Annotated in this window: 20 protein-coding genes and 1 tRNA gene; 8 read left to right on the top strand and 13 right to left on the bottom strand. The window is 46.8% G+C overall.

The genetic code is table 11. From position 1 onward, the window contains the following. Nucleotides 1-47 precede the first annotated feature (47 nt). From cas6 to ABT56_RS22115, 7 genes are read right to left on the bottom strand one after another with little or no spacing between them, the layout of a single operon-like run. Nucleotides 48-920, bottom strand: coding sequence for a CRISPR system precrRNA processing endoribonuclease RAMP protein Cas6 (gene cas6, locus ABT56_RS22085; protein ID WP_047881083.1), 873 nt, complete (start codon nucleotides 918-920; stop codon nucleotides 48-50). Beyond that, the gene (locus tag ABT56_RS22090) at nucleotides 920-3,151 is read right to left on the bottom strand and encodes a TIGR03986 family type III CRISPR-associated RAMP protein (RefSeq protein ID WP_047881084.1); all 2,232 of its coding nucleotides are present in this window, start codon (nucleotides 3,149-3,151) and stop codon (nucleotides 920-922) included. Before ABT56_RS22090 ends, cas6 begins: the two co-directional genes overlap by 1 nt. After that, nucleotides 3,151-3,663, bottom strand: a complete 513-nt coding sequence (locus ABT56_RS22095; RefSeq protein ID WP_047881085.1) for a hypothetical protein — start codon at nucleotides 3,661-3,663, stop codon at nucleotides 3,151-3,153. Before ABT56_RS22095 ends, ABT56_RS22090 begins: the two co-directional genes overlap by 1 nt. Then, nucleotides 3,660-5,078 carry an RAMP superfamily CRISPR-associated protein gene (locus ABT56_RS22100; protein ID WP_047881086.1) on the bottom strand — a complete coding sequence of 473 codons (1,419 nt, stop codon included), beginning with the start codon at nucleotides 5,076-5,078 and terminating at the stop codon, nucleotides 3,660-3,662. Before ABT56_RS22100 ends, ABT56_RS22095 begins: the two co-directional genes overlap by 4 nt. Before the next feature lies 1 nt (nucleotide 5,079). After that, nucleotides 5,080-6,633, bottom strand: a complete 1,554-nt coding sequence (locus ABT56_RS22105) for a hypothetical protein (RefSeq protein ID WP_047881087.1) — start codon at nucleotides 6,631-6,633, stop codon at nucleotides 5,080-5,082. 2 nt (nucleotides 6,634-6,635) lie between these two features. Then, nucleotides 6,636-7,253: an RAMP superfamily CRISPR-associated protein gene (locus ABT56_RS22110; RefSeq protein WP_047881088.1), complete on the bottom strand. Its 618-nt coding sequence runs from the start codon at nucleotides 7,251-7,253 to the stop codon at nucleotides 6,636-6,638. Beyond that, nucleotides 7,250-9,013, bottom strand: coding sequence for a hypothetical protein (locus ABT56_RS22115; protein WP_047881089.1), 1,764 nt, complete (start codon nucleotides 9,011-9,013; stop codon nucleotides 7,250-7,252). Before ABT56_RS22115 ends, ABT56_RS22110 begins: the two co-directional genes overlap by 4 nt. A gap of 304 nt (nucleotides 9,014-9,317) precedes the next feature. Here ABT56_RS22115 and csm6 point away from each other — a divergent pair, with 304 nt between their 5' ends. From csm6 to ABT56_RS22130, 3 genes are all read left to right on the top strand, one after another. After that, complete coding sequence (gene csm6, locus ABT56_RS23440; RefSeq protein WP_053062607.1) at nucleotides 9,318-10,613, top strand: CRISPR-associated ring nuclease Csm6; 1,296 nt, start codon at nucleotides 9,318-9,320, stop codon at nucleotides 10,611-10,613. Between the two features lie 717 nt (nucleotides 10,614-11,330). Further along, nucleotides 11,331-11,780, top strand: coding sequence for a hypothetical protein (locus ABT56_RS22125; RefSeq protein ID WP_047881090.1), 450 nt, complete (start codon nucleotides 11,331-11,333; stop codon nucleotides 11,778-11,780). 32 nt (nucleotides 11,781-11,812) lie between these two features. After that, nucleotides 11,813-12,502, top strand: coding sequence for a DedA family protein (locus ABT56_RS22130; RefSeq protein WP_047881091.1), 690 nt, complete (start codon nucleotides 11,813-11,815; stop codon nucleotides 12,500-12,502). Between the two features lie 68 nt (nucleotides 12,503-12,570). On the opposite strand, the gene ABT56_RS22135 is transcribed toward ABT56_RS22130, so the two are convergent. Both ABT56_RS22135 and ABT56_RS22140 read right to left on the bottom strand, forming a co-directional pair. Beyond that, nucleotides 12,571-13,581, bottom strand: coding sequence for a manganese-dependent inorganic pyrophosphatase (locus tag ABT56_RS22135; RefSeq protein WP_157037948.1), 1,011 nt, complete (start codon nucleotides 13,579-13,581; stop codon nucleotides 12,571-12,573). 190 nt (nucleotides 13,582-13,771) lie between these two features. Continuing rightward, entirely contained in the window at nucleotides 13,772-14,668 is an 897-nt protein-coding gene (locus ABT56_RS22140; protein ID WP_047881093.1) for a LysR family transcriptional regulator, read from the bottom strand. 176 nt (nucleotides 14,669-14,844) lie between these two features. Between ABT56_RS22140 and ABT56_RS22145 the strand changes: the two genes are divergently transcribed. The 3 genes from ABT56_RS22145 to ABT56_RS22155 all read left to right on the top strand — a co-directional run bounded on the left by ABT56_RS22145 (nucleotide 14,845) and on the right by ABT56_RS22155 (nucleotide 18,470). After that, nucleotides 14,845-16,101, top strand: a complete 1,257-nt coding sequence (locus ABT56_RS22145; RefSeq protein ID WP_047881094.1) for an adenylosuccinate synthetase — start codon at nucleotides 14,845-14,847, stop codon at nucleotides 16,099-16,101. 199 nt (nucleotides 16,102-16,300) lie between these two features. Next, nucleotides 16,301-17,338: an FUSC family protein gene (locus tag ABT56_RS22150; protein ID WP_047881095.1), complete on the top strand. Its 1,038-nt coding sequence runs from the start codon at nucleotides 16,301-16,303 to the stop codon at nucleotides 17,336-17,338. 178 nt (nucleotides 17,339-17,516) lie between these two features. Continuing rightward, complete coding sequence (locus tag ABT56_RS22155; protein ID WP_420835137.1) at nucleotides 17,517-18,470, top strand: HAD family hydrolase; 954 nt, start codon at nucleotides 17,517-17,519, stop codon at nucleotides 18,468-18,470. A 93-nt stretch (nucleotides 18,471-18,563) separates the two neighbouring features. Here the strand turns inward: ABT56_RS22155 and ABT56_RS22160 are convergent, their stop codons facing one another. Continuing rightward, entirely contained in the window at nucleotides 18,564-19,688 is a 1,125-nt protein-coding gene (locus ABT56_RS22160; protein WP_047881097.1) for a M14 family metallopeptidase, read from the bottom strand. Between the two features lie 282 nt (nucleotides 19,689-19,970). Between ABT56_RS22160 and ABT56_RS22165 the strand changes: the two genes are divergently transcribed. Continuing rightward, nucleotides 19,971-20,061 (top strand) — tRNA-Ser (locus ABT56_RS22165). Between the two features lie 688 nt (nucleotides 20,062-20,749). Here ABT56_RS22165 and ABT56_RS22170 read toward each other — a convergent pair. Continuing rightward, the gene (locus tag ABT56_RS22170; RefSeq protein ID WP_047881098.1) at nucleotides 20,750-21,427 is read right to left on the bottom strand and encodes a hypothetical protein; all 678 of its coding nucleotides are present in this window, start codon (nucleotides 21,425-21,427) and stop codon (nucleotides 20,750-20,752) included. Nucleotides 21,428-21,641: 214 nt separating this feature from the next. Then, entirely contained in the window at nucleotides 21,642-21,866 is a 225-nt protein-coding gene (locus tag ABT56_RS22175) for a hypothetical protein (protein WP_047881099.1), read from the bottom strand. Nucleotides 21,867-22,703: 837 nt separating this feature from the next. On the opposite strand from ABT56_RS22175, the gene ABT56_RS22180 reads away from it, so the two are divergent. Next, complete coding sequence (locus ABT56_RS22180; RefSeq protein ID WP_047880846.1) at nucleotides 22,704-23,105, top strand: hypothetical protein; 402 nt, start codon at nucleotides 22,704-22,706, stop codon at nucleotides 23,103-23,105. A 58-nt stretch (nucleotides 23,106-23,163) separates the two neighbouring features. On the opposite strand, the gene ABT56_RS22185 is transcribed toward ABT56_RS22180, so the two are convergent. Further along, complete coding sequence (locus tag ABT56_RS22185; protein ID WP_047880845.1) at nucleotides 23,164-23,790, bottom strand: hypothetical protein; 627 nt, start codon at nucleotides 23,788-23,790, stop codon at nucleotides 23,164-23,166. Between the last annotated feature and the right edge of the window lie 683 nt (nucleotides 23,791-24,473).

The following is a 24,473-nucleotide window of genomic DNA, read 5'->3' on the forward strand; positions in this document are numbered from 1 at the left end:
TGCACCAGCCGTGGCTGTTACTTACCCCATTGTTCAAGCAAAAAGCGTTACGTTATCAACTGATATTTACCTAGGCCAAAGGTGGTTTTTCCGCCCACATGCAGTTGCTGGCCAACAGCAAGCCAGGGAATAGCGGTTGCGATATCGCCAAAATAGCTGACCTGGCCTTGTAATCCGCCAAAAGGGAGGTTATCCCGTTCTTTGTGGGAGTAGCGTTGCCAGTCTTCAAAATAGAGGTGAGAGCTTATTTCATAATCGCCCAAGCACGGCTGTTCGACATAAAGTTGGCTGAACAACTCTTCGCTATCTACCACCCAAAAGGTGCTGAGTTGGCGCCAGCGGCGAATTATATGGTTGAGCCATTCATCTAAATTCGGCGCCTTGTTTTTAACGATTTTCCCGGCTGATTTCACCCTGATCGGAGTTTGATAATGAATAGCAATTTCTGTTTGAGGGCCCGCGGGAGCATTTTCCGTCAGCCACTCACTCAGGCAGGTAGGGTGAATTCCGGCTTTGAGCTGGGTTGGCAATACAGAGCAGACACAGGTCAAGGAGAACGGGGTTCTTTTAGGGCCTAGTCCCAGTTTTTGGCCGTATTGAAGTGCCTTGAGTACAGATTCAGCAAGTTGTGTCGCTTCGCCAAAAAGTACAATGTCAAAATGGTAGAGCTCATTTTTATGCCAATGCGTTTTTAAATCATCACTCGGACAGACCAGGTAAGGTTTAGGCTGCTGGTTGCCATGACTGCCATAAAGCACAAAAAAAGCATGTTCATCGACAGCCTTGATGGCATGACCAAACCAGCCATGCAGCATGGAGCCCTTAAATGAAGGCAACTCCGTACCCTGCTGAAACTGCACATAAACACGCAGTTTCAGCAGTGAGAAGCGTTTTGCCAGAAAGTGGAACGCCGGACCCATTACAGGCCCCCTTTCAGGTTATATTTGGTAACCAGATCAGCAAGTTTGGCTTTGCGGCTTTGAAGTTTCTTTTTGTTGGTAATGGCCAGGTAAGCACATAGGCTTTTATCTGTCACCGTCTCTAGAAGCAACCGGGCGGCAGGCGTACTGATATCCTGGCGAAGGGAAAGATCGATAATTTCTTCAACCCTAGTATTAATATTGCGTTTTTCCTCAAGATCATTGGCTTTTTCCAAGGCAAGTTTAAGCTCTGTGACCATTTTTTCATCTTCTGGAAGAGCGGCGAGCTTTTCTGCCTCGAGCGCGACGGCTTTTTCCTTTTCCTTTTCTTCCTTTAGCCAGTCAATGTGACGCTGCAGCTTTTGCTGTTTGGTTTTTTCCTCCTGATACCAGGTATCCGCTTTGTCCTCGCCGGAAAAAAGCACTGACAGTCTGCCGGCAGCAAAGCTCAGTGAACCATCGGAAGCGAATCTCAGCGACTCTTTGCGATTAAGCGGAGTATCATTGATGTTAACCGCAGGCAAAGCCTCTTTGCGATTCTTGATACCCTTATAGTCGCCGAATTCTAGGTAACTCAGATCTCGGCCTTGATTGGCTTTTATATTGGCAAGGGCCAGCAGATGGCGGATCTGCGGGCTGCCTTCCCAGTTTGCAACATTACCTTCGGGGTAGTTTGCGTTCATATGCGCAATAAAACATTCTATCAGCTGTTGCGGATCCGGTTGCTCGGCAGCAGTGTTGTTTAGCGAAAGTGTCGTTTTTTCGATAGCAAGCTGAACTGCCCCCGCTCCGAGAGATTTACCGTGTCCCAGACCATGATAATGATCCGCGGCTTGTTCATCCCGGCCTAGCCGGATCGCCCACAATAACGCCCCCAGCTCTTCCTGCTTGAGATTGTGGAAGATAATGCGGCCGGTAAATTCGCTATTAGGGTTGAGGAGTTCCAGTTGAGTCTGGACATTAGTATTGCCTGAGCTGCTTTTGTTGGCTTTGAATTCACTATTGGCCACATAACGTTTCCAACCCGAGAGCCTGGCGCTGCTGTTGTCGTAATCTTGGTATTGCCCCTGTATTGGCTGTTCAAGATAAGCGGCCTGAAATGTCGCTTTAGGGCTGTTTAGCGTGACATTATCAGAAACCGTCATGCCCGTTGATTTCTCCAGCTTGCCGTCACTGAAAAAGACTCGGCTTTTCAGGCTTAGACCTTTTTCACGCAAGGTACCGAACATCAGCTCTGCCATATCAAAGTAGTGCGGGCTTGTTCGAGCTTTGGTTTGCATCTTGTCAGCTAAACCCGCAACTGAGTGGTTATACAGCACCCGCGGCATTTTTGATAAGCCCAGTGAGTGTAATTTCTGGCCTTTTTTGTCAAATAGCGCAAAGATAGGAATACCAAAATCAGGGTGCTGGTTCTCAAGCAAGTACTTGACTTGATCCTCATCGTGGCTGACAAACATTTTATTTGCCAGGGCGTTCAACTGCTCCATATCAATCGCTGCGACATGCTGCTGTCCGTAGAAGCAGTAGCTGAACTCATAATCCTGCGGATGGCCCCGACCGATAATTCGCTTATTGCAAAAAACTAGGTTTCCGCTGCTATTACCTTTATCAAGATCGACCGCCCAGTTTACCGTACCCTGCTTACCCGTTTTACTGATCACTTTCATATTAACCGGCTTAGTTAGCGGCCAGGCATCGTATTTTGCCGTTGCAGCGTCGTTATTATCAATTTTGATAGCAAAAGCAGTTCTTATATCCGAGTGCTTTATTTTCGCCCACTCACAGGTAGTAAGCGTCCAGCCCTGTTTTGTGCTGTCGTATTTTAACCATGCCGCACGTACACTGTTTGGCTTTATGATACTTTCCAAATAGTGGCTTTTGCTGGACACATCCCTGAATGAGAAATGATTCTCATCAATGGCAACAAACTTACCAAAAGCTGCAATTTCTAGTACATTGCGGATCATCCCTTTAAGGCTTGAGCCGGGAATTACTGGGTTGCCATGCGGGTCGCGCGTCCATTTTACCAGAGTTGGCTGCCCATCTTTATTATCTTGCTCACCACCAACCAGTAGGGGAGTAGCGTTGGTAAGTCTGTATTCAATCACACCGCTGTAACCGTCTTTAAACGGCACATCATGGCTGACCATGTGCGCCCAATCCGGCATATATACCCACTTAGACAGTGGAACAAAATGGTAAGGCGCATGGACCTGATATGAGATTGCCATTACCGGGCCTCCTTAGTGTGGTCAAAACCAATAAACTGCTGCACAAGTGGTACCCAACGGCCCCGATGCTCGCTAGATTGCTCTTGTTGCCACCAAAAACGGTAACATGCTGTATTACAGTCAGTCTGCTCTTTCAATTCGTTGCGAAGGTAGATCTGTTGTTCTGAATAGGCCTGAGTCACCTGCGTTGCTTCACTCGGTGCAAACTCAGTGACTAGGTATTGGTCATGACCGATGAGTTTGATTTTTAAACTACGATCACCCCGGCACCACTCCCCTTCAATAAAATCACGACGCTCAGGAGCTGAGAGGCAAAGCTCGATGCCATCTCGCAACATCAGCCAGCCCTGCTCAGCGGCAAAATCAGCAATTTCGCTGATGGTTTGCTCCGCAGAGAGTGTTTGCGACTTAACGCTAAGGCTGGCTGTAATCAACTTGGGTAGTACAGCACCTAATAAATCGGCTTCATCGCAGCTATGTGCCTGTAATTTAAAATAGTTATCTAAACTCATAATGCTTTTTCCTTGGCCTTCTCGTTTGTAGCTTCTGTGATGGCATTCCAGTTGACGAGCCATTCCTGAGTTTGGTTTTGCATCACTAGGCTTGTGCCTCGTCCGCTGCCCGCACCAAACGGCAGTAATCCGGATTGCAGATCGCTGAGTGTATCTTCCAATGCACCTTTTAACTCAGGAGACAAACTTGTACCGGGGACAAGCCATAACTTGAGGGTAAAGCAAGGTTGATAGAGGAGCTCTTCACTATAGAGTGCGCCTTGTCGCACCCCGCCGGTAAAGCGGTCGATACTGTTATGGGTGCGAATAATTGTGTGCTCGAAATCAATTTGGCAATCATCGACAAACAGCTTTCCTGCTACACTTTGGTTATGATCGTCTTGATCGGCATGGCCAAGGAGTTGTTTCAGCTCAATCGGACGTTTTTCCCATGTTTCATGGTCGCAGTCGGCCATATCTTCTGCCCAGATACCAAGACGTTTACGCAGATGATAGGCAATACGGTGGGCCAGGATCCCTTTAATACTGCTGCCGCACAGCACTGGGCTATTCGGCGCAATAGCCGCAGTATTGTTGTGCCACTCGATACGCGGTTCGCTATAAGTAATGATATTAACGTTCGCTTCTTTTTTACTCGGATCGAGCAGGCTCGATCCGGTGCCGCAACGCCAGTTATCCAACGCTTGCAAGGGCAGTTCGGCAAAGGGAGTCGTTTGCGGTTGAGCGGTTAGATCCAGTTGGGTTGGGATGTCCGTGCGTTTAACAAACTCAGAAAGTCGTTCACCTGCGGTAGGGTTGCCCGCTAAATCTAATACTTGCTGTGAGCTGGCAACCACTCTAATTTTCCCCAAACCATTGCGGGTTGTCGCACCGAGAGCAAAGTGGCGCTTTTGCCAGCAGGCCAGAATATCTTGCCACTCTTTTTCTTGCTGGGCATCTTGGCCGTTGCTATTCCAGCGAATATCAACGGTAAAGCGTACACCGGCTGGCAGTAACAGCTGATCAAATTTTGCCTCGTCGGCGGCCACGCCACGGTCATTTATGCGTACATGTTCACGATGATGAGGGCGATCCTGACGGAGTAGGGCTAGTATCGGATCATTTTGGATCTCTTGCGAAGAAATCAGCCCGACAACAGGTTTATTCTGGCTGTTATGTACTATGCCATCAGCAAGGGTGAGGGTTGAACAGCGCTCGGTAGTGCCGAACCAAAACTCTGCAGCTTGCTCTCCGAGCTTGTTATCTTCTTTTGTAAGATGACGCCAAACTCCGGCAATACTGGTAGCAGGAATATAAGGTATACCATTGGCATCACGGGCCAACTGGCTGTCAAAACCGGTTTCTCGGCCACCGGTGTTAATGGCCATTGGGGTTTGGGTTTCAATGACTAAGCGGGTTAAATAAATACGGCTCATGTTATTGATCCCCTTGGTCTAATTTGTATTCTTTAGCCAGCTTGTTGAGGCCGCTGAAGGTGGATAAGTCGTAGCGACACAATTGCTCAAGCAACAGGCGCATGGTGGTAACAGACTGATTTTCTAATTCAGATTTCACCATGTCGGCAAACGCAATTAATTGCTTGCCGTTATGCCACTGAATTCCCCAGCCCAGCTCATCGTTATTGGTTTTACAAATGGCGCTTTCGCCCGTAAAAACTGCGTCATGCCAGGATGCATCATTAGCCGCATGACGCACTACATCGGCGATTCTTCGCCACTGGGTAGAAGACGGACCGGCTTCATTGCGATTAAGAATGTTGTTATATCGGCGTACGTTCTTGTAGCCCTGGTAAATCGCTTTCAATCGCTGATTCACTGCTTGCTGAGCATCATTAGCGGTTTTTACGTCGTCTACGCGCTCGCTTACCCATTGAATCAGGACAGAATTCGCTGCCGGTGCGGTATGAGTTGAGCGTGGCCGTGCAATACAAATTGGGCTGAACAGTTGTTCGCCGCTCAACTGTGGTTGACTTGCCCAGCTTGGATTGACACTGACCCAGCCTAAACCTTGTTGGCGGTTCAGGCCGATGCCTTGTCGGCTGATGGCTTGTAAAATTTCAGCTGTTGGTTTCTTATCTAGATCAAATACCAACACGCTGCCTTTGCTGATCAGCACTTGTTCACTGTCAAGACCGCGGCGTTTTTGATTAAACCGGCTAACGCGTACCGAGCGAATAAAGCTGTGTTCGCGGTTTAGTCTTCCTTCAAGACCCGGGTGCACAGAAGCGGCAGCGGGTTTTAAGGTCGGCATTCCCATTTTATCGAGCAGCTCACAATCACTGAGGCACCATAGCACCAGATACTTATCTGTAGCGACGGGTTCCGATGGTTCTTCCACGCAGACAAGGTTGAGCTGAACCCGGCCAAATTCGGTATTCCGCGAGCGGCCTACACGCAGCGTCTGGTTCAGAGAGGTACTGAAAAGTTCTGTCAGGGCCGCATTTTCACAATCTATCCAGCCGGCAAAAACCTGTCCGGCTTCAAGGTAGGTATAGGAAAATAGCTGGCCATCTTTGGCCTTGCCTGTGTGAGCATCAATCGCCGTTTTGGTTGATAGCCCATGTTTAATAGTTGCCGTGGTAGCGTCAGCGGTGACATAACCATCGCGGCATTGTTTGTACTGGGTATCTTGCTGGCGTTTAAAGTCGCCGGCGGCATGATTTGAAATCTCATTGGCATTGTACTTTCCGTATTCAATGACAGATTTGCCTTTGGAAAAATGCCAACTGGCCGGTGTTGGCAAGCTAATTTGATTATTGATGACAGGGTAGCAAGGGCTGAACCGGCACTCCCCGCTATGGAATGCTGACCAGCTTTGTGCTTGATTTAAGCCTGCATAGTGGTTCGCGGCCAGCGCACCTAATATGGCACTACCGGGGATATAATCTAAGCACTCGTGATTATTGGTTGTGGCATTGTTCTGGCTCACAATCACAGGATCGAGCGTTTTGAGTGTGTAATATAGTCGCATGATTACTCCCTGTTCATTGGCTGTGATGTTACGAGCACCTTGCCAAGGCCGCGATGACGCTTGGCGCCCAACTCAGTCACTAGAGTGACGGCCTGAGAAAGCCATGTGCCGAATTGCTCGCAAACCTGGTTTTCAGGGCGGGCGTACTCTGGGTGATAGGTATTAAGGGTAAGGATGGCGGTTAATGTCATAGGGACGGCCACTTCCATGCTTCTCAAGCTCGTCTCCTGGGCTACTCCAGTTTCTTCATTTATTGCCGTAGAATGCAGTACTTGATACAGGTGGCTTTTGGCCTCTGGCTGTTGGGTGAAAAATGCAACTTCCGGCGCCGTAAGGTGTGCGCTCGAAAGCTGAATTAAGCCCTGAGCTTGTTCACCTGAACGTTTTTCATCGCCAAACAATAATTGCATCAGCTCGCAGGAAGGTGTACCGAACCATTGATTGTCGTTGGCTGTCGTGAAGGCCTGCCGCAGTAACCCTTTGATGCTTTTACCCGGAATATAAGGCAAACCATGATTGTCTTTTAGTACCAGGGCATCGGCATAGGCACCTGCTTCACTGCCATTGCCAATATGCCAGTAACTAAGTAATTCAAAGGTTAGGTGATACTCAGGGTTCATTGGTTTCCCTCCGGAACAGTAACGTTTTTCTGACAAGGTACGGCAAGGAAATGGTCGTAAATCAACATATCCGAGATCACAGTTTGATAGTTGCCATTTTCTTTGCGCCAGTACCAATTGCACACTTGGTCACTGTCTGCAGCAAAAGTGTTAAATAGAGCCATCAACTGCTCAATGGCCTTGTGATCTTGGCAACGTTCAATCGCTCGGGCATAAATACGATCCGCTTCAACTTTGTTTCCAAGGGCAAGGTGAGTCACCATTTGACGCCATTTGGTCATGGAGACAGGGGCAGCTTTTCCGCGACACAGTTTTACCAGTTTATCCAGAGCATTGAAGTCTGAGGCGCCGTCATGTTCTGCATCGACAAAGAAAGCGCTTTGGCACAGTTCTAAAGAGAAAGAGTCATGACTGTCTTTAACATCAAATTGCTGAGACTGCTGCTTTAAGGCTGTTAAACTGGCGGAAATCGCATTAGAAAGCCGGAAAAATGCCAAAGCGGCCGGGCCGACTTCTTTATCGGATTTATTAAGGCTCTTGGTCAGAGCCTTTGCCTCCTGGCATAAGTCTTCGACCAGATGATGGCTATAAGTAAAAGGATGACCGGCTTTGTGATAAAGAATGCCGCCACTAGCAGTCAAGTATTTTTTGATACCTGAGTTTCGCAAATGCTGAGAATAGAGTCCTGCTAAGGCGAGTTGAGATTCTTTTTTAAATTCACGGCAGAAGCGTTTGCTGTATTCTACGGCGAGATCAGCACGGCAAAGTAAGGTGAGATCATCCCCTCCCAGCACTAATGGGCGCATGGGTAAGTAGTCTTTTTCATCATTATCGCCTTCTGCCGTGTGGCGATAGCAGGCTTGATCATAAATCCATTGTGTTGCCGTTTGTGCTGCTTTTTCTGTGGCTTGCGCTAAAGCATCAGAAAATTGCCTGAACCCATTTCGATATTCATCATTCGATTTACCCTTAAGTACATCACGCAACCCTATTAATAAGATGCCTAAACCGTTACCGTCGATGTGGATTAAGGCTATATCTTTAATCTCAGCTCTGTTTTTTGCTTGAACATCAGGGGATGAGTACTGAAAATCTTTTTCAAGATTTATCGGATAAAATACCTTGCCTTTTAACTTTTCTGGCGTAAACCGATCTTGCAGTGCGGCGCGATCTCGCATATTAAGTGATTGATATGATTGGCGATGTAGTTCGGTGTCCAGGTCGAGTGAATTGTGTCCGAGCTCGTCTTTCATCGAAGCGCGGTTGGCTAGGTCTGAAATCGGAACACTCACCGCACCTGTATGGGAATACCTTTGGGTGATAGCTGTTGCCAGAGGGAACTTGAACTCAGGGGTATTACGGTCGGCTGCCAGTTCTTTATGTGCTTTATCCAGGGCTTCCGGTAATGTGGAGGCTTCGGTTAATGCATCGGTAAACTCCAATGATGGAAAAAGCTGCTGTACCGTTAATGTCCAGAGTGAACGCAGTGCCAGCAATGGCTCTGGTTGCTGGCAATATGCATAAAAAGCACCGCCTTTGCAGCGAAGAAAGCGGATCAGATGAGGCTTATCTTCAGTTCCGGCATCGAGTAAATCAGATTGGAGGTTGGCATTTGTTAGAACATGAAACAACACACTGTTTTTTGAACTGTCAATCAGGGAATCTAATCGTTCACTGGCTGCTATGACGTCTCTAAGTTTGCCCGTTCTGAACAGGTAACTCTGAATGGATTTGGCTTCGAATAAATAGCTGTGGATCACTGGTTGCCTCCTTAATATGCATCTGAGACTTACTTAAGCGGTGCTAAATGTAACAGTTTGTGAAATACTGTCATAGGTGTTTGTTTTTACTAGTAGATCTTAGTCAATAATTGCGGTAAGAAGGCGATTTACAAGTTTGTGAATAAACCATTTCTTGCTTGTTGTTGTAACGTATTAGGCATCTAAGAAAAGACAGAATCCGAAGGTCAGCAGAGGATAGATATTTTGCTTCAGACGCCTTTGTCGCCGCCACGCGGTTCAGTTTTTTCCAACCGCCTTTTGTTTGAATTTTTTGAGGTAATCTATGACCGACTCGAAGAAGACCGTACTTCTTGCCGTTACCGGCCTGTCACCCCAGATCGTGACTGAAACGCTTTTTGGGATCCATCAAGCCAAGTTAGATTGGCCAGATGAGATCCAGATTATTACGACCAAAAAGGGAAAGGAACAGGCAGAGCTCGGGTTGATCACAACGCAAGAAGGCAAAAAGTCGCGTATTGAACAGTTATGTGAAGACTATGGGCGGCCGGTACCTACAATTACATCAGCTCATATTCAGGTCGTGCCTGGCGCCAACGGCAGCGAAGTCGACGACGCCCGCTCTTTTGAAGATCAAGAAGCGTTAGCTGATTTTATCGTTCAGCATGTTGCTAGCCTATGCAACGATAAGAATAAACGTATCCATGCCTCCCTTGCTGGCGGGCGTAAGACCATGACTTTTTTCCTCGGTTATGCCATGACCTTATTTGCACGGCCGGGAGACAGGCTAAGCCATGTGCTGGTTGAAGAAGCTTTCGAAGGCTTAAGAGGTTTCTATTATCCTACCCCTTACACCCAGGTTATTGAGGGTCGCGGTGATAATGAACACTTGGATGCAAAAAAAGCAAAGGTGACATTGGCTGAAATTCCGTTTATTCGTCAACGCGATCAGCTGAACAAAAATGTGCTAAAGAGCCTGGAAGAAGAAAGCTATCGTGAAATGGTTAAGTTCCAGAACGCCATTAATGAGCGGGATAAAATAGAGTTGAAATTTAATTTTTTCCGCCGCTCGGTAAGCATTTATGGCAAGGAGATCGACTTTTTCGATAATACAATGGAGTTGGCCTTTTTTGCGATGATAGCCAGACAAGTTTCTGAAAACGGCTACAGTGATATCAAAAAACCCCTGAAAGAGTCAGAAGAGAACGATGATAATGAGGTTTATGATAAGAAGCTAACCGACCTGTTTTTGCAAGAGCTGGAGAGGTTGTCAGGTAATAAAGTGCATGATTACCAGCTGCTACTGGGTGAAAACGACAGTAAGGACTACGTTTATAATTACAAAGCGCGAACCGAACTGCTGATGGATGCGGATCTGGTAAAGGGATCGAAAACGTTTGATGAACTGAAGGCTGGTATGACCAATGCCTTTTTTGCCGACAGGCTGACCAAGCTTAAGAGTAAGCTTAACAGCCATTTCCCCTCTGATTTTACCTTCTGCATTTTGCCGGCCCAGGTATATGACAAAGACGAGCCGACTCAATTAAGGGAGTTTGGCAAAAAAGGCCGTCAGGGTGGCGCTTATGGCCTATGGATTAAGCCTGAAAATATCCGGTTATAACCATCAGGCATTAGCACAATGATATATACCGATACGGATAGGTTGATTGTACGTATCGGTTTTGCTTTATTACCTTGGTTACTTACTGAAGGGTTTGTTGCAAAGTGATGTTGAAGTACAAACGTACCGATTTCCAGCCAGTGTCTGGTTTATTTTTCATTTCACTCTGCGGTGGCTTTGCTCGACGATATTGTTCAGATACTTAACCTGAAGCACTTAAATCAGGTGAAGCATCCTCCCCGTCAACCAGAACTGGACGTTAATATAAGTCTCGTCTATCCGCCATGAAGCAGCGACAGGCTTCTTATATGACGAGCCTGATGTTCAAACAAGGGATCGTATTTGATGACCCATCGATTTTCGTCCACTGGCCAATAACGTCGAAATTTGAGAAAAGGTAGAAGATTTACCTGTTGGGTGACACGAGTTAATGGTTGTGTGTTTTTCGACCGAAAAACAAGCGGGTCACTTGTGGTTGCGTCACAGTTTTAGCGTTTGAACATAATGACTAAAATCAAAAAGATACCGAGATTAAGAGGTATTTATAGCTGCGCAACCGTTCTCGTATCGCAAGATTATTCTTTTTCTCATCTTCACGATTGATGAATTGTATTGCAATTCCTTCCTTCCGGCGTTAAAACGTACCCTGAGAGCAGGAGCTGGCTTAGATGTCGGCTTTGCTTCGAGATCAGCTTCCTATCCGGTGGGAATATTGCTTTGCGTATTAACCGTGCTTTTTATCTGCTGTCATCATTGCTATGGCTTGGCCTCTCTGTAGGCAAGGCCAGCTATGCCCATGCCGATTTGCCGGTTTCCCCTGCGGCCTCATTCCCTTCTGCCGAACAGGCATGGAACCGTTTTGATAGCCATACTCTCAAAGTAAGGAAGCAGAAGCACGCAGCTCTGCCCGTTAGGCAGAACTCCCGTCTTGTTTTTCCCCGGACTGCAACTGGCAGCAGTGAACGCGAGGTCTGGGAGCCAGATCCGCTGCGGCATGTCTATTGGTATGATGTTGTCAACTTGCTTGCAGGGATTGTGGCAACCGTCTGTTACTGCTACCGCGAATGGTGCTACCGGCGTTTTCGGAGTTATCGTCTAGGCGGGTGGCAGGAATCAAACATCATCTATCGTTTTATCCACACACGTAATATGCACCTCGCATTGTAAGTCGTCGTTTGTTTTGATGTGAGGATATGTAAATGTTTGATTCAGTTATGTCGGTCTTGATGGCGCTTTGGCACCAAGACTTCAATGCCCTGATGGTTCCGGGCAGCGCCGCCATGGTGTATTTCGTGGTTGCCGCACTTATTTTTCTTGAGAGTGGATTTATTCCAGCCGCTCCGTTCCCGTGTGACAGTGTTGTTATCTTGTCTGGCACCTTGGCAGCTGTCGGTGTGTTGGACCCAGTGTTTATTCTTGTGCTTATTGCCTTCTGTTCGGCAATGGGAAGCTGGGCCGCTTACCAGCAAGGCCGTTGGCTGAACAAGCTGCCTAAGGTGCAGAAATGGGTAGATGCCGTTCCTCAGCGCCGCTTGCAGCAGGTTGACGTATTGCTCGGCAAGCATGGCCTTGTTGCCTTGTTCTGCGCTCGCTTCATCCCAGTAGTGCGTTCGCTGCTGCCGTTGATGATGGGCATGCGAGTGAGCAAGGTTGGTAAGTTCCATTACTTCTCATGGTTGAGCGCCATGTTGTGGACTGGCCTGCTGTGTGGTTTTGGTATGGTTTTGCCACTGCTGCCAGAGAACTTGAGCCGCTTGGTAACGATGGCGCTAATGGCCGCACCGGTTATTACCCTGTCGGTTGCGGTGTTGAGCTTCCTGACTATGCGCCTGCGTCAGTGGTGGATTAAAAATCATCAGGCTAAAACACAAGTCGCAGAAAAAATCTAAAAGACGAAAATGAAAACGGGCACCCAATGGGTGCCCGTTTTTTTATGCCCAAATATCGGCGGCGGGGGTTATTGCGCTTCGATAGCTTTTTGGATGGATGGGCCAATTTGGCGTTTGCGCGATGTTACGCCGTCTAGCGTTAGCCATTCACCGGTGTTCTTGCCCTTGAATGCGGCCTGAACCACTTTCTGGTCGGCACTGTCGATCCACAGCATGTTGGCGCGCTTATGCTTGGTATCGATGACTGAGAAGAATAGGTGATCAAGGCCAGCTTCTTTCTTGTAAGCCTTCATCGCAGCAACGAACTCGTCACGACGGTCTAGCAGTTGCTGGGCAGTGAGGGTTTCGGCAACACCGATACCGACTTTTTTGCCACCGTATGCAAAGTTCTTGTAATCCAGAGTCAGGATATCGGCCGCGCTTACATGGCTAAGATCTGATTTTGCTTCCAGCATTTTTTCGCCGAATGCCTTGATATCTTTGATCCTGGCTGTTTTTGCCAATTTCTCAGCATATTGCTTGTCATATTCAGTGGTGGTTGGCGAGGTGAATACCACAGTGTCAGAGAGGATGCCGCCCAGTGTTGTACAGGCGATTTCTGCCGGTAGGGAAACGCCTAGCGTTTCAGCGCGGTTGGCTAGAATAGTTGCTGCCGAGCCCCAAGGGCGGATATCCAGGGTAGCCACTTGTGGCATGTTCACTGGGTTGCCGCCAATGGCGTGGTGGTCGATGATCGCAACGATTTTATCTTCGGCAATGCTGCTGTGAAGCTGGGTCTTCTGGTTGAAGTCAACCAAGCCTACTTTGTCGGCTTTTACCGCGCTGAGCATGGTTGGTGTTTTGACTTTGCAGTAATCGAGGACGAACTGGCTCTCTGGGTTTACCGCCTCAGGGATCGCTGCCGTACCGCCGAAAATGTGGGCGGCGGCAATGGCAGAGGTGACGGTATCAGTATCCGGGCTAAGGTGGCCGCTCCATACTAGATTGTCGGTGTTATTGGCTGCAGGGTTGGTAAGTTCGAATGCCATGCTGGATGTGCTGCATGCCGCTAACAGTATTGCAAGGTAATGTTTTTTCATCATTAAATCCGTTTACAGGTTTGAGTCGTGCGCATGATGGCTATCCGTTGAGAATGTCACTAGGGGGGAAGCGGGATTTTGCGAGGCACAACATATTTTGCTGTGTAATTTGCTGATTTATCGGTGAATAACTTGCTATTTCAGGCTGTATGGGGCTCCCCCATTGTTTGGGGGAGGCAATAGTAGTCGATTAGCCATTGGCGCTGTTGGCGATCTCTTCGCTGACCCAGTTCAACAACTGTTTGATTGCACGCGACAGGACTTGGTTCTGGCGCACGATATAGCCCAAGCTGGTGGTTGGGAAGTCGGGCAGCGGTGTAATGGTACTTTGTAGGTTGAGTTTCGGGTGGAGCGAGAACGCCGGTACGATAGCGATGCCGAAACCTGCCTCGGCCCAGTCGATTTGGGCATCGACACTGCCGACTTCCATAATTCGGTAGCGGGGCAGTCGCAGGCTCGGCAGGGCAGAGTCGATCAAATCCCGGGTACGGGTATCGTGACCAAGCAAGATCAGGGTTGGCTCGTCGCCCGAGGGGGTGGCGATATTTTCCTGTGCGGATTTTTGCCAGTCGCTCAGGCCGTTGCCCAGTGCGCACCACCGGATCTGGCGCAGCTCGGTGAAGTGCAATGGTTGGCTCTCTTTTTGGGCAATGACAAAACCGAGATCGGCCTTTGCACTGCGAACTAGCTCGGCTGCTTGTGAGGACGTGGTATTAAAGAGCGAGAGGTCGATACCTGGGAATTCTTTCTTAAAAGACTGAAAAGGCTTGATCAGCAGCAGGCGGGAAATGATATCGCTGGCCGCGATGGACAAGGTGCCTTGGCACAGGTCATTGATTGCATTGAGATCGGCTTGGCAGACCTGAAGTTCCTGCAAGGTGAGCTGCGCGCTATGTAGTAAGCGCTCACCTGCTTGGGTAAGCCGGAACGGGTTGCGTTCAATAAGCTTGACCCGGGTTGCCTGTTCCAGCTGCTTGATATGCAAACTGACATTGGGTTGGGTCATATGCAGCTCTGTCGCCGTTTTGCCGAAATGCTCCAGCCTCGCAAGAGTGGTAAAGGTATTGAGCCAGTTGAGATCAAGCATGGTGCCTCGCAGTATCAGAACACGCTGCCTGCAGCAGCAAAAATGTTCCCCTCATTCTACGCCGTTTGTCACAAAATCCCATATGGAATCCTTATCGGGCTTATAACGATTATTAATTTTTCTTATTGGCCGGCGAGGCATAGCATAGTTCCCATCGCTTTTAAGGAGAGTTAATTATGTCGTCAACTGTTGTAGTAGGTGCAAACTGGGGTGATGAAGGCAAAGGCCGCATCGTCGATTTTCTGGCTGAACAAGCTGCAGCCAGCATCCGTTTCCAGGGCGGTAACAATGCCGGCCACACCGTGGTGAATGATCTGGGTACGTTCAAATTGCACCAGCTGCCAAGCGGCGTATTTAACCCTGGTTGTCTTGCGGTGCTAGGCCCTGGCATGGTGATCAGCCCTGAGCCACTGTCAAAAGAGCTAGAAGAAGTTGAAGCTGCTGGCGTTAAGGTAAACCTATGTATTTCTGACCGCGCAACACTGTGCCTTCCACTCCACGCGCTAGAAGATACGCTGGAAGAAGTACGTTTGGGTGACAGCGCTTACGGTTCAACACGCCAGGGCATAGCACCCGCTTACGGCGACCGCGTAATGAAAAAAGGTATCTTGGTCGGCTGGCTGAAGCAGCCTGAAGTACTGCTTGAGCGTATCCAGTTCTGGATGGATTGGAAACTACCACAGCTTAAAGCCCTGTACCCAACGTTTGAATTCAGCCAGACAGCAGAAGAGATGACTGCATGGTTGCTTGAGATTTCTGCGCCTTGGCGTGACGCGATCTGCAACGTTAGCCTGCCGTTGAAGGCAATTCAGGCCGAAGACAAAAACCTACTGTTCGAAGCACAGCTTGGTGCTGGTCGTGATTTGGTATACGGCGAATACCCGTGGACAACGTCGTCTAACGTTGTGTCTATGTACGCTGGTATCGGTAGTGGCCTTCCTGCTCTTCGCCCAGAGCGCGTGATTGCCGTTGCCAAGGCATTTAGCTCATCGGTAGGTACGGGTACGCTGATCACCGCGATGGAAGAGCAAGATGCCTTCCGTGAACTTGCGGGTGAGTTCGGCGCAACCACTGGCCGCCCACGTGACATGGGTTACTTTGATGCCGTTGCAACCAAGAACGGTGTTGAGCTTCAGGCTGCAACCGAAGTGGCCCTGACCAAGCTTGACTGCCTGAGCGGTCTGGAAGGTCTGAAGATCTGTGTTGCCTACGATGGCGAGCACAGCGAAAACCCAATCTGGCCTCAAACAGCGGCACTAGGCCCTGTTTACGAGAATATGGAAGGCTGGAGCGAAGATATTACCGGTTGCCGTAAGTTCGAAGAGTTGCCGAAAGCGGCTCAGGATTACGTACTGCGCATCGAATCTCTGATGGGCGTACCGGTGAAGATGGTTTCTGTCGGCCCAGGCCGTGAGCAGATGATCATGCGTTAATAACGTAGCCGGATGCAGGTTCAGTCGCATCCGCTAGGCACAGCCAGTACCGGCTTTGGTACTGGCTTTTTTTATGCCTGAATGATAGCCGTATTCCATTTGGCGGATCTAAGATTGTACGAATGGGGGATTTTACGTGGTACTAATTGAAGAATAGTTTGTATGATGATTGAAGTTTTCATCTGATGTCATCATCCCTATGAACAAATACCAACACTTTGCGCTAAAAAATTACCGTTTTCTTTATGTTTTCCGTGTATTTATCGCCTTCAGCCTAATCCAGTTGATCATCCGTCTATTCGACATCCCCTATGGCACATGGGCGCTGATCACGGCGGTCACCGTAATGGGGACGATTCCTTTTATCGGCGGGGTTCTCTCCAAGGCCAAGCAGCGAATATGGGGGACAGTGATTGGCGCGCTGATGGGTTTGTCGCTGTATTTGATCCCTGCTCAGTATAACTGGCTCCACCATTTGATGTTTTTGGCCGTAACCTTGGCGGCGATGTACTGCACCCAGAAGAAATACGCCTATGCATCGTTGGTGGTGGCAATAACAATAGTGGTTGTTGCAGGTGGCGGCCCGGAAGATTTTGATGCTGCGATGTGGCGTACCGTTAACGTACTGTGGGCCGGTATCGTGTCTATTCTTTGCAGTATTTATGTTTTCCCTTCCCGCGCGACGGATCATTTCTTTGATTTGGTGAGTCAGTTCTTGGAAAAAAGCGGCGAGTACTACCATCAGCATAATCAGGAACTCTCGATGAGTACCTTCAATCCGCTCCATACTCAGGAGCTGGCAAAGCTGCTCGACAAGCAGCAGGATTTGCTGCCACATGCTCTCAAGGAGGCTGGCCCCAACAAGCAAGTGATCGCCAACGTCCTGCTGATCGAAAAACGCATCTATACCATGATCGACACCTTGGTCAGTACCCCGTGGGATACCCAGAAAGGTCAGCAGAAGATCAGCGATATGCCATGCCTGACTCAGGCCAAGGAGCAGCTTGCCCGGCGTTTTGAACGGTTGAGCCGCCAGATTGAGCGCAAGACCATCACCCCGATCCACAAAGATGAAATCATTATTTTGCACTTATTGCCGCAGCGTGGCCCGCATGATCAGGATGATACCAGTGACATCAGTTACTTCGGTTACCTGTGGCTAAACCGCGAGTTGGCACGGCAGTTTTCCAAACTCAGCCAGAGCCTGTGCAAGGTGTTCCAATATCAGGCCAGTTAGCCGTGATGGACAGCCATTGATAGCAACAATCAGCCAGCGTGCATCTCAGACGCTGGCTTTTTTGTTGTTACGGTTTTGTCGAGGCTGACGTGCAAGTTGGGCTGGTTGGTCTAAGTTAAAAGCATTAATCAAAAAGGAGTGGTTTATAATGCGGCGATTACATGTTCTGTCATTTGTCATGTTATCCAGTTTTTCATACACCAGTTTTGCTCAAGGGTGTAATTCATCGCTGCTTCCTTCATGGAAGGACGGGAAGAGCAAGACCGCGATAGTGGATTTTGTAAAACAGGCCACCAATAAAGAGTCAGATAAATTTGTGGCGGTTGAAGATCGGATCGCGGTTTTCGACAATGATGGCACCTTGTGGTCGGAAAAGCCCTATTACTTCCAATTGGTGTTTGCGTTCGACCAGATAAAGGCAATGGCCACCGATCATCCCGAATGGAAAACCCAAGAACCGTTCAAGTTTGTGCTGGAGGATGATCTCAAGAGTGTTTTCGCGGGCGGGGAAAAATCGCTGCTGGAGATCGTAAAGGCGACCCATTCCGGCATGACGGTTGAAGAGTACCAGAAAGCCGTAGGGCAATGGCTACAGGCCGCCAAGGACAAACGCTTCAACAAGGCATATACGGCGTTAACCTACAAGCCGATGAAAGAGATGCTGGCCTACCTGCAAGATAACGATTTTAAAACCTATATCGTATCGGGGGGCGGGGTGGATTTTATGCGGGTGTGGGCTCCGCAGGCCTATAACATCCCGCAAGAGCAAATTATTGGTAGCGCCCTGAAGTACAAATACAGTTACAACGACGGCAAGCCGACGGTGGTGAAGTTGGGGGAAATCCTGACAATCGATGACAAGGCGGGCAAAGTCGAGAATATTCAACATATCATCGGTAAGAAACCCATTCTGGCAGTGGGTAATTCAGATGGCGACCAAGCGATGATGCAATGGGCGACAAGTCAGCCCCATTCTATGGCGATGATTGTTCACCATACCGACGAGGCGCGGGAATGGAAATATGATCGGAAGTCAGACGTTGGCCATTTGGATTCAGCCCTTGATGAAGCCAACAAGCGCGACAATTGGCACCTGATAGATATGAAAAACGAATGGTGTGAGATTTATTAGCCGAGATTTGTGCCAGCGGCATCCGCTGACCGTCAAAGAACCATCAACAACCGGAATAGGCAGAACCTATTCCGGTTTTTTTGATCGACAGGATCAAATCTGATCCACCACCGCCCATATTGCGGCGAGTACATCCTGGCCGAATGCCACGCTGCGCTCGGGTGACCAGCCGTAGAATTCATCTGGATGGGTGATATGATCCTTAAACGGCATTTCGATGGTGTATGACAGGCACTTGAACTGTTCGGCCACCCAATTGGAGCCGATAGTCAGGTTGGCACTGCCGGGGGCATCTTTGTCGTAGCCGTGTTGGTCCTGAAATTCGGGGGTAATGGTCAGGAGTGCCTGCTTGAACGCCTGTTCCAGTGCGGCGTGATGTTCGTTATATGAAGGGATGCCTTCGCTGCCCGCCACGAAATTGTAGGGGATCGCCTCGTCGCCGTGGATATCGAGGAACATATCCACCCCGCAGGCCAGCATCTGCTCGCGCACCAAGAATACTTCCGGGCTTTTTTCCATCGACGGCGCCTGCCATTCACGGTTGAGGTTGACCCCGATGGCATTGGTACGCAGATGGCCGCGGATGCTGCCGTCCGGGTTCATGTTCGGCACAACTCGGAATACTGCCTTGTCGAGCAGGGCTTTGGCAACGGTGTCGGTATCGTCAAGCAGGCGCTGAAGCAGCCCTTCGATAAACCATTCAGCCATCGTCTCGCCCGGATGCTGGCGGCCGATAATCCAAATATTCTTTTTGTCTTCATCAGGCTCGCCGATGGTGAGCAGGCTTACGTCGTTGCCGTCAAGGGTCTGGCCCAAGGTGTCGAGAGTGCAGCTAAAGTGCATTTGGGCTTGATGGAGGAGATCCTGATGGCGTTCGTAGCTATAAGGGGCAAAGTAGGCAAAATACATCGAGCCGTATTCAGGGATCACATTGAAACTCAGGGTGTCGCCGTCAAATTGGGACGGGATTCTAAACCACTCCTCGCGGTCATATGAGGCAACCACATCATAGTCCTGCCAGCCCTCTGGATAGGCGGATTTGGCCAGATTCAAAATCTTGAATTGGTGCTGGCGCTGAGGCTCGCTCTCAAGGCGAAAATGAAACCACTGGGCAATATCCGATTGGTTGTCTGCCGGAATGGCGAGCTGGATATTGTCCGGGGTATCAGATTTCACAACCGTGATGTTGCCGCTTTCGAAATTGCTGAATATTTTCATCGTGATCCGCAAGGTAGCCCAATAGATTGGATATAACTATAGCTGCTTTGTGCGATAACAAGATGACAGCACGCTATCTTGGGCATCGCGATTGTGATCTGCCGGGGAAACTCAGCTATTTGTTGTTTATATTTCAAGCATTGGCATGGGAAAATGTAACTCCCGAGTATTTAAATTGCAGCGGGTTGGTAAAACCTAGCGATTATTGATCGTAATTTATCCACTTGAGTTTGTGGGGTCTTTACGCATTGCCTTTGGGCGAGTAATATTCACCGCACTTACGGAGGGATGGCTGAGTGGTTGAAAGCACCGGTCTTGAAAACCGGCATACGTTTATAGCGTATCTAGGGTTCAAATCCCTATCCCTCCGCCACTTTCAAAAAAGCCGACTTAATTGTCGGCTTTTTTACATCTGAGTTTTGTGACAATGGGGTAGGGTGCAGAACCTTACTGGGTTCAACCTATGCCATTTCATTTGGGCGAAGCGAAAGCACATTGCCTGTGCCGAAGGCACGAAGAGGCAATAGCCCGAAGGGCGCGAGCTTGCGAGCAGTAAATCCCTAGTCGTGTGCGACCCCAGCCCTGCCACTTTCAAAAAAGCCGACTTAACAGTCGGCTTTTTTACGTCTGAAATTTGTGACAATGAGGTAGAGTGCAGAGCCCAGATTGGGTTCAACTTATGTCATTTCATTTGAACGAAGCGAAGCACATTGTCTTCAGTACCCCCCTCCCACACAGAGTGGGCAGAGAACAGTTTGTAACTCGTTTTTGCCCCATTGTGTTTTAGTGCTAAAGCTCATTTACAGCCTGTTAATACTTATTAAGTAGCCAAGGAGAAGTTACTGCAAGCTAAGACATTGATATAACGATAACTTAGAAACTCCCGATAACTTGTTGACTGGTACTTAGCGATACATTTTCTAATCTCTGCTACCTTAGCGAGATAACAAAAGATCAGCCAATGGCTAACCTTTTGTTGTAGTGTATAGAACGGGTTTTATGGTAAATAATATTTGATTTACGATCCCAAATAAGAGCAAATCGTTCTAGTCACATAGAGACTATCCCAATATTCCAATATAACAATCTCCAAGCTCAAATTTAACTGGATGCTCTTGATTGCGATACCTTTCTCTGATTAATTTCGCTTTTGTTTGGAATACTTTATCACTTCGAATCGGATTTGCTTTTCTTCTTTTTAAGCATTCATCTAACGGCGTATTAAAATAGTAAAATTCCTTTTGAATGCTAGAGAAATTTGGGCATTCTCTTCGAAATAATTCAAAAACATCTGACCTGATTTTTCTCGTTTCCATCGTGGAATCAATGATGATTGTTTTATCACCTATATTGTTGATCTTACTAATCACACCCAAAAGCCATAAATGATTTTTATACGCGCCATAATATCGAATAAATTCTCTTTGATTACCCTGTGTATCCTTCCATTCTTTTTCTATTTTTTTTACAAATATTTCTTTGTTGTGGATACCTGATTTTCTATGTTCTTTTTCAAAATCCGTCTTGAACTTTGGAAGCCAAGAGTCTAATCCTGAAAAGATTAAGGAAAAGTCCTTAGCGATTTCAGAGATCCCTCTGTCAACTTCTAAAACTTCAAATTCAGAATCAACTTCAATTTGATCCTGTATACCTTGAAGAACAACTTTTTTATCCAGCAGGCATTGAATAAACGTTGACTTACCACTGTATGGAATTCCTGCCACGAAAATTATTTTCATTAAGAAGTAAACCCTAAATATTTTTTATAAACACTATGTTCAGCACTCAACAATTAACTATCTGCCATCACAAATTCTATTGATGGTAGTCATTAAGTGCCTATTACGTTAAATCTGTCTCGAACGAGCGTGAGCATGTAATGCCCATATACGAGGAAGGCCGCCTGAGACGATCTTTCTGTAGTTTATTACGAACCGTTAAATTAAATAATCGCTACACAGAAACTCGGTTCCAACAAAAATCACGAGCAATAATGACAGCATTATTGCCGTACACAATATGTATATCTTCTTTTTTTAGGTTATTAGTAAGCTTTTCAAGAAAAGAACTATGGAGGCGTTCTCGATTAGCTACACCATAAAGCTGATCCCAAGTAAGCGTAATAGCCTCGTTTCCATTTTTCCTAAGTAACTCAACAATTTCAGACACTACAGACATACTAAAAAAACCTTGCGAAAACCTTAGAGAACCCTAAGAGTAGGCTTAAATACACATCAATGTCAATGAAGTGATACACCAAACACATTAAGTGACCAAAACGTAATATTTCTATTTGGCTCTTACATTCCTTGTTTTTGTTTTTTAGTACGCTAAATGCCTAATATGTTAAATACGCCAGGTCAGGTTCCTTTTTGGCGCTTTTAGCTCCTCAGAAGGTCATAGCGACCTTTTTGGTCACTTGAACAAAGCAATATACTGCCGATAGCGATTGAAAGTTTGTGACGCTTTTTGAGCGATTTATGAGTCATTAAATGGGGACTTAACTCTTGTTTAAAACTGTGAACAAACCATGATTTATTGTAGTTTCAGTGAATTTGAAAGTGTAGTGGAAAGATGAATTTGGTCAGCAAACTAGAGGATTACCATACTTGAGCTAATTCATGTTCTTCTAAATTAGCAAAGCCACTGACAAGGTTATGTCCAAACCTGAGTTTGCTCATTGAAAAAGATAGCCTGTAGACCTTAAACAGGCTTCCCTTGAGCAAAGAGACAGTTCTTGCTGGTTACCATCTTTCGTTGCATACGTTCCAGCCTCGCACATTTAAAAAGCCGACTTAGCTGTTGGTTTTTTATATCCAAATTATGTCTAATTGGGTATATACGTTTACCTTATGACTGTGCGAACAGCGAGTTAAGTTTCTATCTCAGAAGTACATGTTTGTGATGGCTTGTTGTGGGGCTGAGGACTGCGCGTTGGTTGTATACTAACAATTTGTGTGTAAGCGATGAGTATCTTGCCAGACTTCCAGATTCTTGGCTCTGTAGGAGTAAACAATGAACATAAATACCGTGAGGCTCGGACTTGCTGCTGCGGCGGCAATGAATATAGGTGGGGTGTTAGTCTTTTCGCGGGCCTTGAGCAATAGTGTGATCAACGAGTTTGACCCTGTTGTGATGTCTAATTTTGGCTTGTTGATGATTATGGTATGGGGGCTTGCCTATCTGGGGGCGGCGACGATAAAAGCCAATATCACATGGCTGGCGGGGGCATTTACCTTAGAGAAGCTGGTGTATGTTGTCGTTTGGGTAAAATGGATAGCGTCCAATAGCCTTTCTGCTGTCTATGATGCCGATTTGTTTGCGGGCATTTTCTATACCATCTACGGGCTCAATGATTTTGTGTTCATGCTGTTTTTCTTTTTTGTGTTCAAATCACAATGGGCAAAGAAAGATTGATCGTTTTAATGAAAATTGCCAGCTAATGCGCTTATACGAAATTAGCTGGCATAAAATATTATTGACTTTCTGTCTTCATAGATAAGCTATATTTCAAGCTCAATAGTGAAACTAACACCAAGCCATAGTAGCCCCAGTAGATACAGTAACCATTAACGTGGTAATAAACATCAAGCGCAGTGATGGCGATGATGGCGGAGAAGGCGAGTGATGAGATAATGGCAAATGCTTTTGTTCTCACTAATGCCGAGAGGATAAACAGCACGACAGAGATAACAAAAAAGGGTGTTATCTCCTCTAATGATTCGGCTGGGTATGTGTAGTAGTTGTAGTAATGTTGCGATGGGGAAAATATGCCCTCATACCACATAACCTTCCAAAAACTGCATGTGGAGTCGAAGCTCTGGGGGATCTCGTAGGCAATGGGCATGTACCACAGAAACAATGCGAGCAATCCGAGAACGACACCCTTTATCATAGATATTTTTTTCAATCGTTCTTTTTCTTTGAATTTTATAATGGCTTCATTTTCAGTGCTGGCGTTTACTTTGTAACAATAATCATATCCATTTTTAAGTAAATCATCAGATTGTTTTTCAGCATTGATATCTGCGGAGTCAATACATACAATCACATCATTATTTTTGAAAATTTTATATATTATCATTCGTGTTTTTAATGTCATAAAAAGATAATGGATAGTATGGCTAAAATATCTATATATCAATAAGTAAATGAAGTCGGAGACTAAATAATGCTAGCAATGTCATTATAATTTGCTGTCTATTGTTATTTTACTGACTTGATTAATCCATAATCAAAATAGGCGCATAAAATGGCTTCTATTCTTCGTTCGATTATTTCTTCTTGGTATGAGTAATATATGGCTTTGCTTTGTGGTGTCGAATTTTGTTTTTGTGTTTACAATAAATCACCATTATATAAACACCTTTAAAAACAACTGCTTGTAATATATCTATGAGTGTTTGGTAACGATTATTATTACCATTGATTGTGTTATTAATATCCCATTAATAATAAATGCCAAAATGGAATGTAAGATTCCACCTAGTGTCATTTTATAAATTGATTGTGGTCAACACAGTGGGTTGTAACACATATAGAGTTGTCAGTAGTGGTTGTCTGTTGAGCCTTGTTATTTGGCTTGGCGAGCTTGCTTAATTGATAGCTTTTGTAAGTGATACATAACAATAAGTTATGGCTTGCTTATTTTATCCGTGTTCTTTCCTGTCTAAAGCTATTAATTAAGCGCCACTATCTAATTCAAACCGGAAATTAGGAAAAACCATGAGCCAAAATGGTAAGTTAAATATTACGCGGCGCGATGCATTAAAGGGCGGCTCTGCA

The organism is Photobacterium aquae, from assembly GCF_001029445.1.
Lineage (GTDB): Bacteria > Pseudomonadota > Gammaproteobacteria > Enterobacterales > Vibrionaceae > Photobacterium > Photobacterium aquae.

Excerpts from the sequence above, each read along its gene's own strand:
- cas6 (WP_047881083.1), bottom strand. The coding sequence starts at position 920 with ATGGGTCCGGCGTTCCACTTTCTGGCAAAACGCTTCTCACTGCTGAAA.
- ABT56_RS22090 (WP_047881084.1), bottom strand. The coding sequence starts at position 3,151 with ATGGCAATCTCATATCAGGTCCATGCGCCTTACCATTTTGTTCCACTG.
- ABT56_RS22095 (WP_047881085.1), bottom strand. The coding sequence starts at position 3,663 with ATGAGTTTAGATAACTATTTTAAATTACAGGCACATAGCTGCGATGAA.
- ABT56_RS22100 (WP_047881086.1), bottom strand. The coding sequence starts at position 5,078 with ATGAGCCGTATTTATTTAACCCGCTTAGTCATTGAAACCCAAACCCCA.
- ABT56_RS22105 (WP_047881087.1), bottom strand. The coding sequence starts at position 6,633 with ATGCGACTATATTACACACTCAAAACGCTCGATCCTGTGATTGTGAGC.
- ABT56_RS22110 (WP_047881088.1), bottom strand. The coding sequence starts at position 7,253 with ATGAACCCTGAGTATCACCTAACCTTTGAATTACTTAGTTACTGGCAT.
- csm6 (WP_053062607.1), top strand. The coding sequence starts at position 9,318 with ATGACCGACTCGAAGAAGACCGTACTTCTTGCCGTTACCGGCCTGTCA.
- ABT56_RS22130 (WP_047881091.1), top strand. The coding sequence starts at position 11,813 with ATGTTTGATTCAGTTATGTCGGTCTTGATGGCGCTTTGGCACCAAGAC.
- ABT56_RS22135 (WP_157037948.1), bottom strand. The coding sequence starts at position 13,581 with ATGAAAAAACATTACCTTGCAATACTGTTAGCGGCATGCAGCACATCC.
- ABT56_RS22140 (WP_047881093.1), bottom strand. The coding sequence starts at position 14,668 with ATGCTTGATCTCAACTGGCTCAATACCTTTACCACTCTTGCGAGGCTG.
- ABT56_RS22145 (WP_047881094.1), top strand. The coding sequence starts at position 14,845 with ATGTCGTCAACTGTTGTAGTAGGTGCAAACTGGGGTGATGAAGGCAAA.
- ABT56_RS22150 (WP_047881095.1), top strand. The coding sequence starts at position 16,301 with ATGAACAAATACCAACACTTTGCGCTAAAAAATTACCGTTTTCTTTAT.
- ABT56_RS22155 (WP_420835137.1), top strand. The coding sequence starts at position 17,517 with ATGTTATCCAGTTTTTCATACACCAGTTTTGCTCAAGGGTGTAATTCA.
- ABT56_RS22160 (WP_047881097.1), bottom strand. The coding sequence starts at position 19,688 with ATGAAAATATTCAGCAATTTCGAAAGCGGCAACATCACGGTTGTGAAA.
- ABT56_RS22170 (WP_047881098.1), bottom strand. The coding sequence starts at position 21,427 with ATGAAAATAATTTTCGTGGCAGGAATTCCATACAGTGGTAAGTCAACG.
- ABT56_RS22175 (WP_047881099.1), bottom strand. The coding sequence starts at position 21,866 with ATGTCTGTAGTGTCTGAAATTGTTGAGTTACTTAGGAAAAATGGAAAC.
- ABT56_RS22180 (WP_047880846.1), top strand. The coding sequence starts at position 22,704 with ATGAACATAAATACCGTGAGGCTCGGACTTGCTGCTGCGGCGGCAATG.
- ABT56_RS22185 (WP_047880845.1), bottom strand. The coding sequence starts at position 23,790 with ATGACATTAAAAACACGAATGATAATATATAAAATTTTCAAAAATAAT.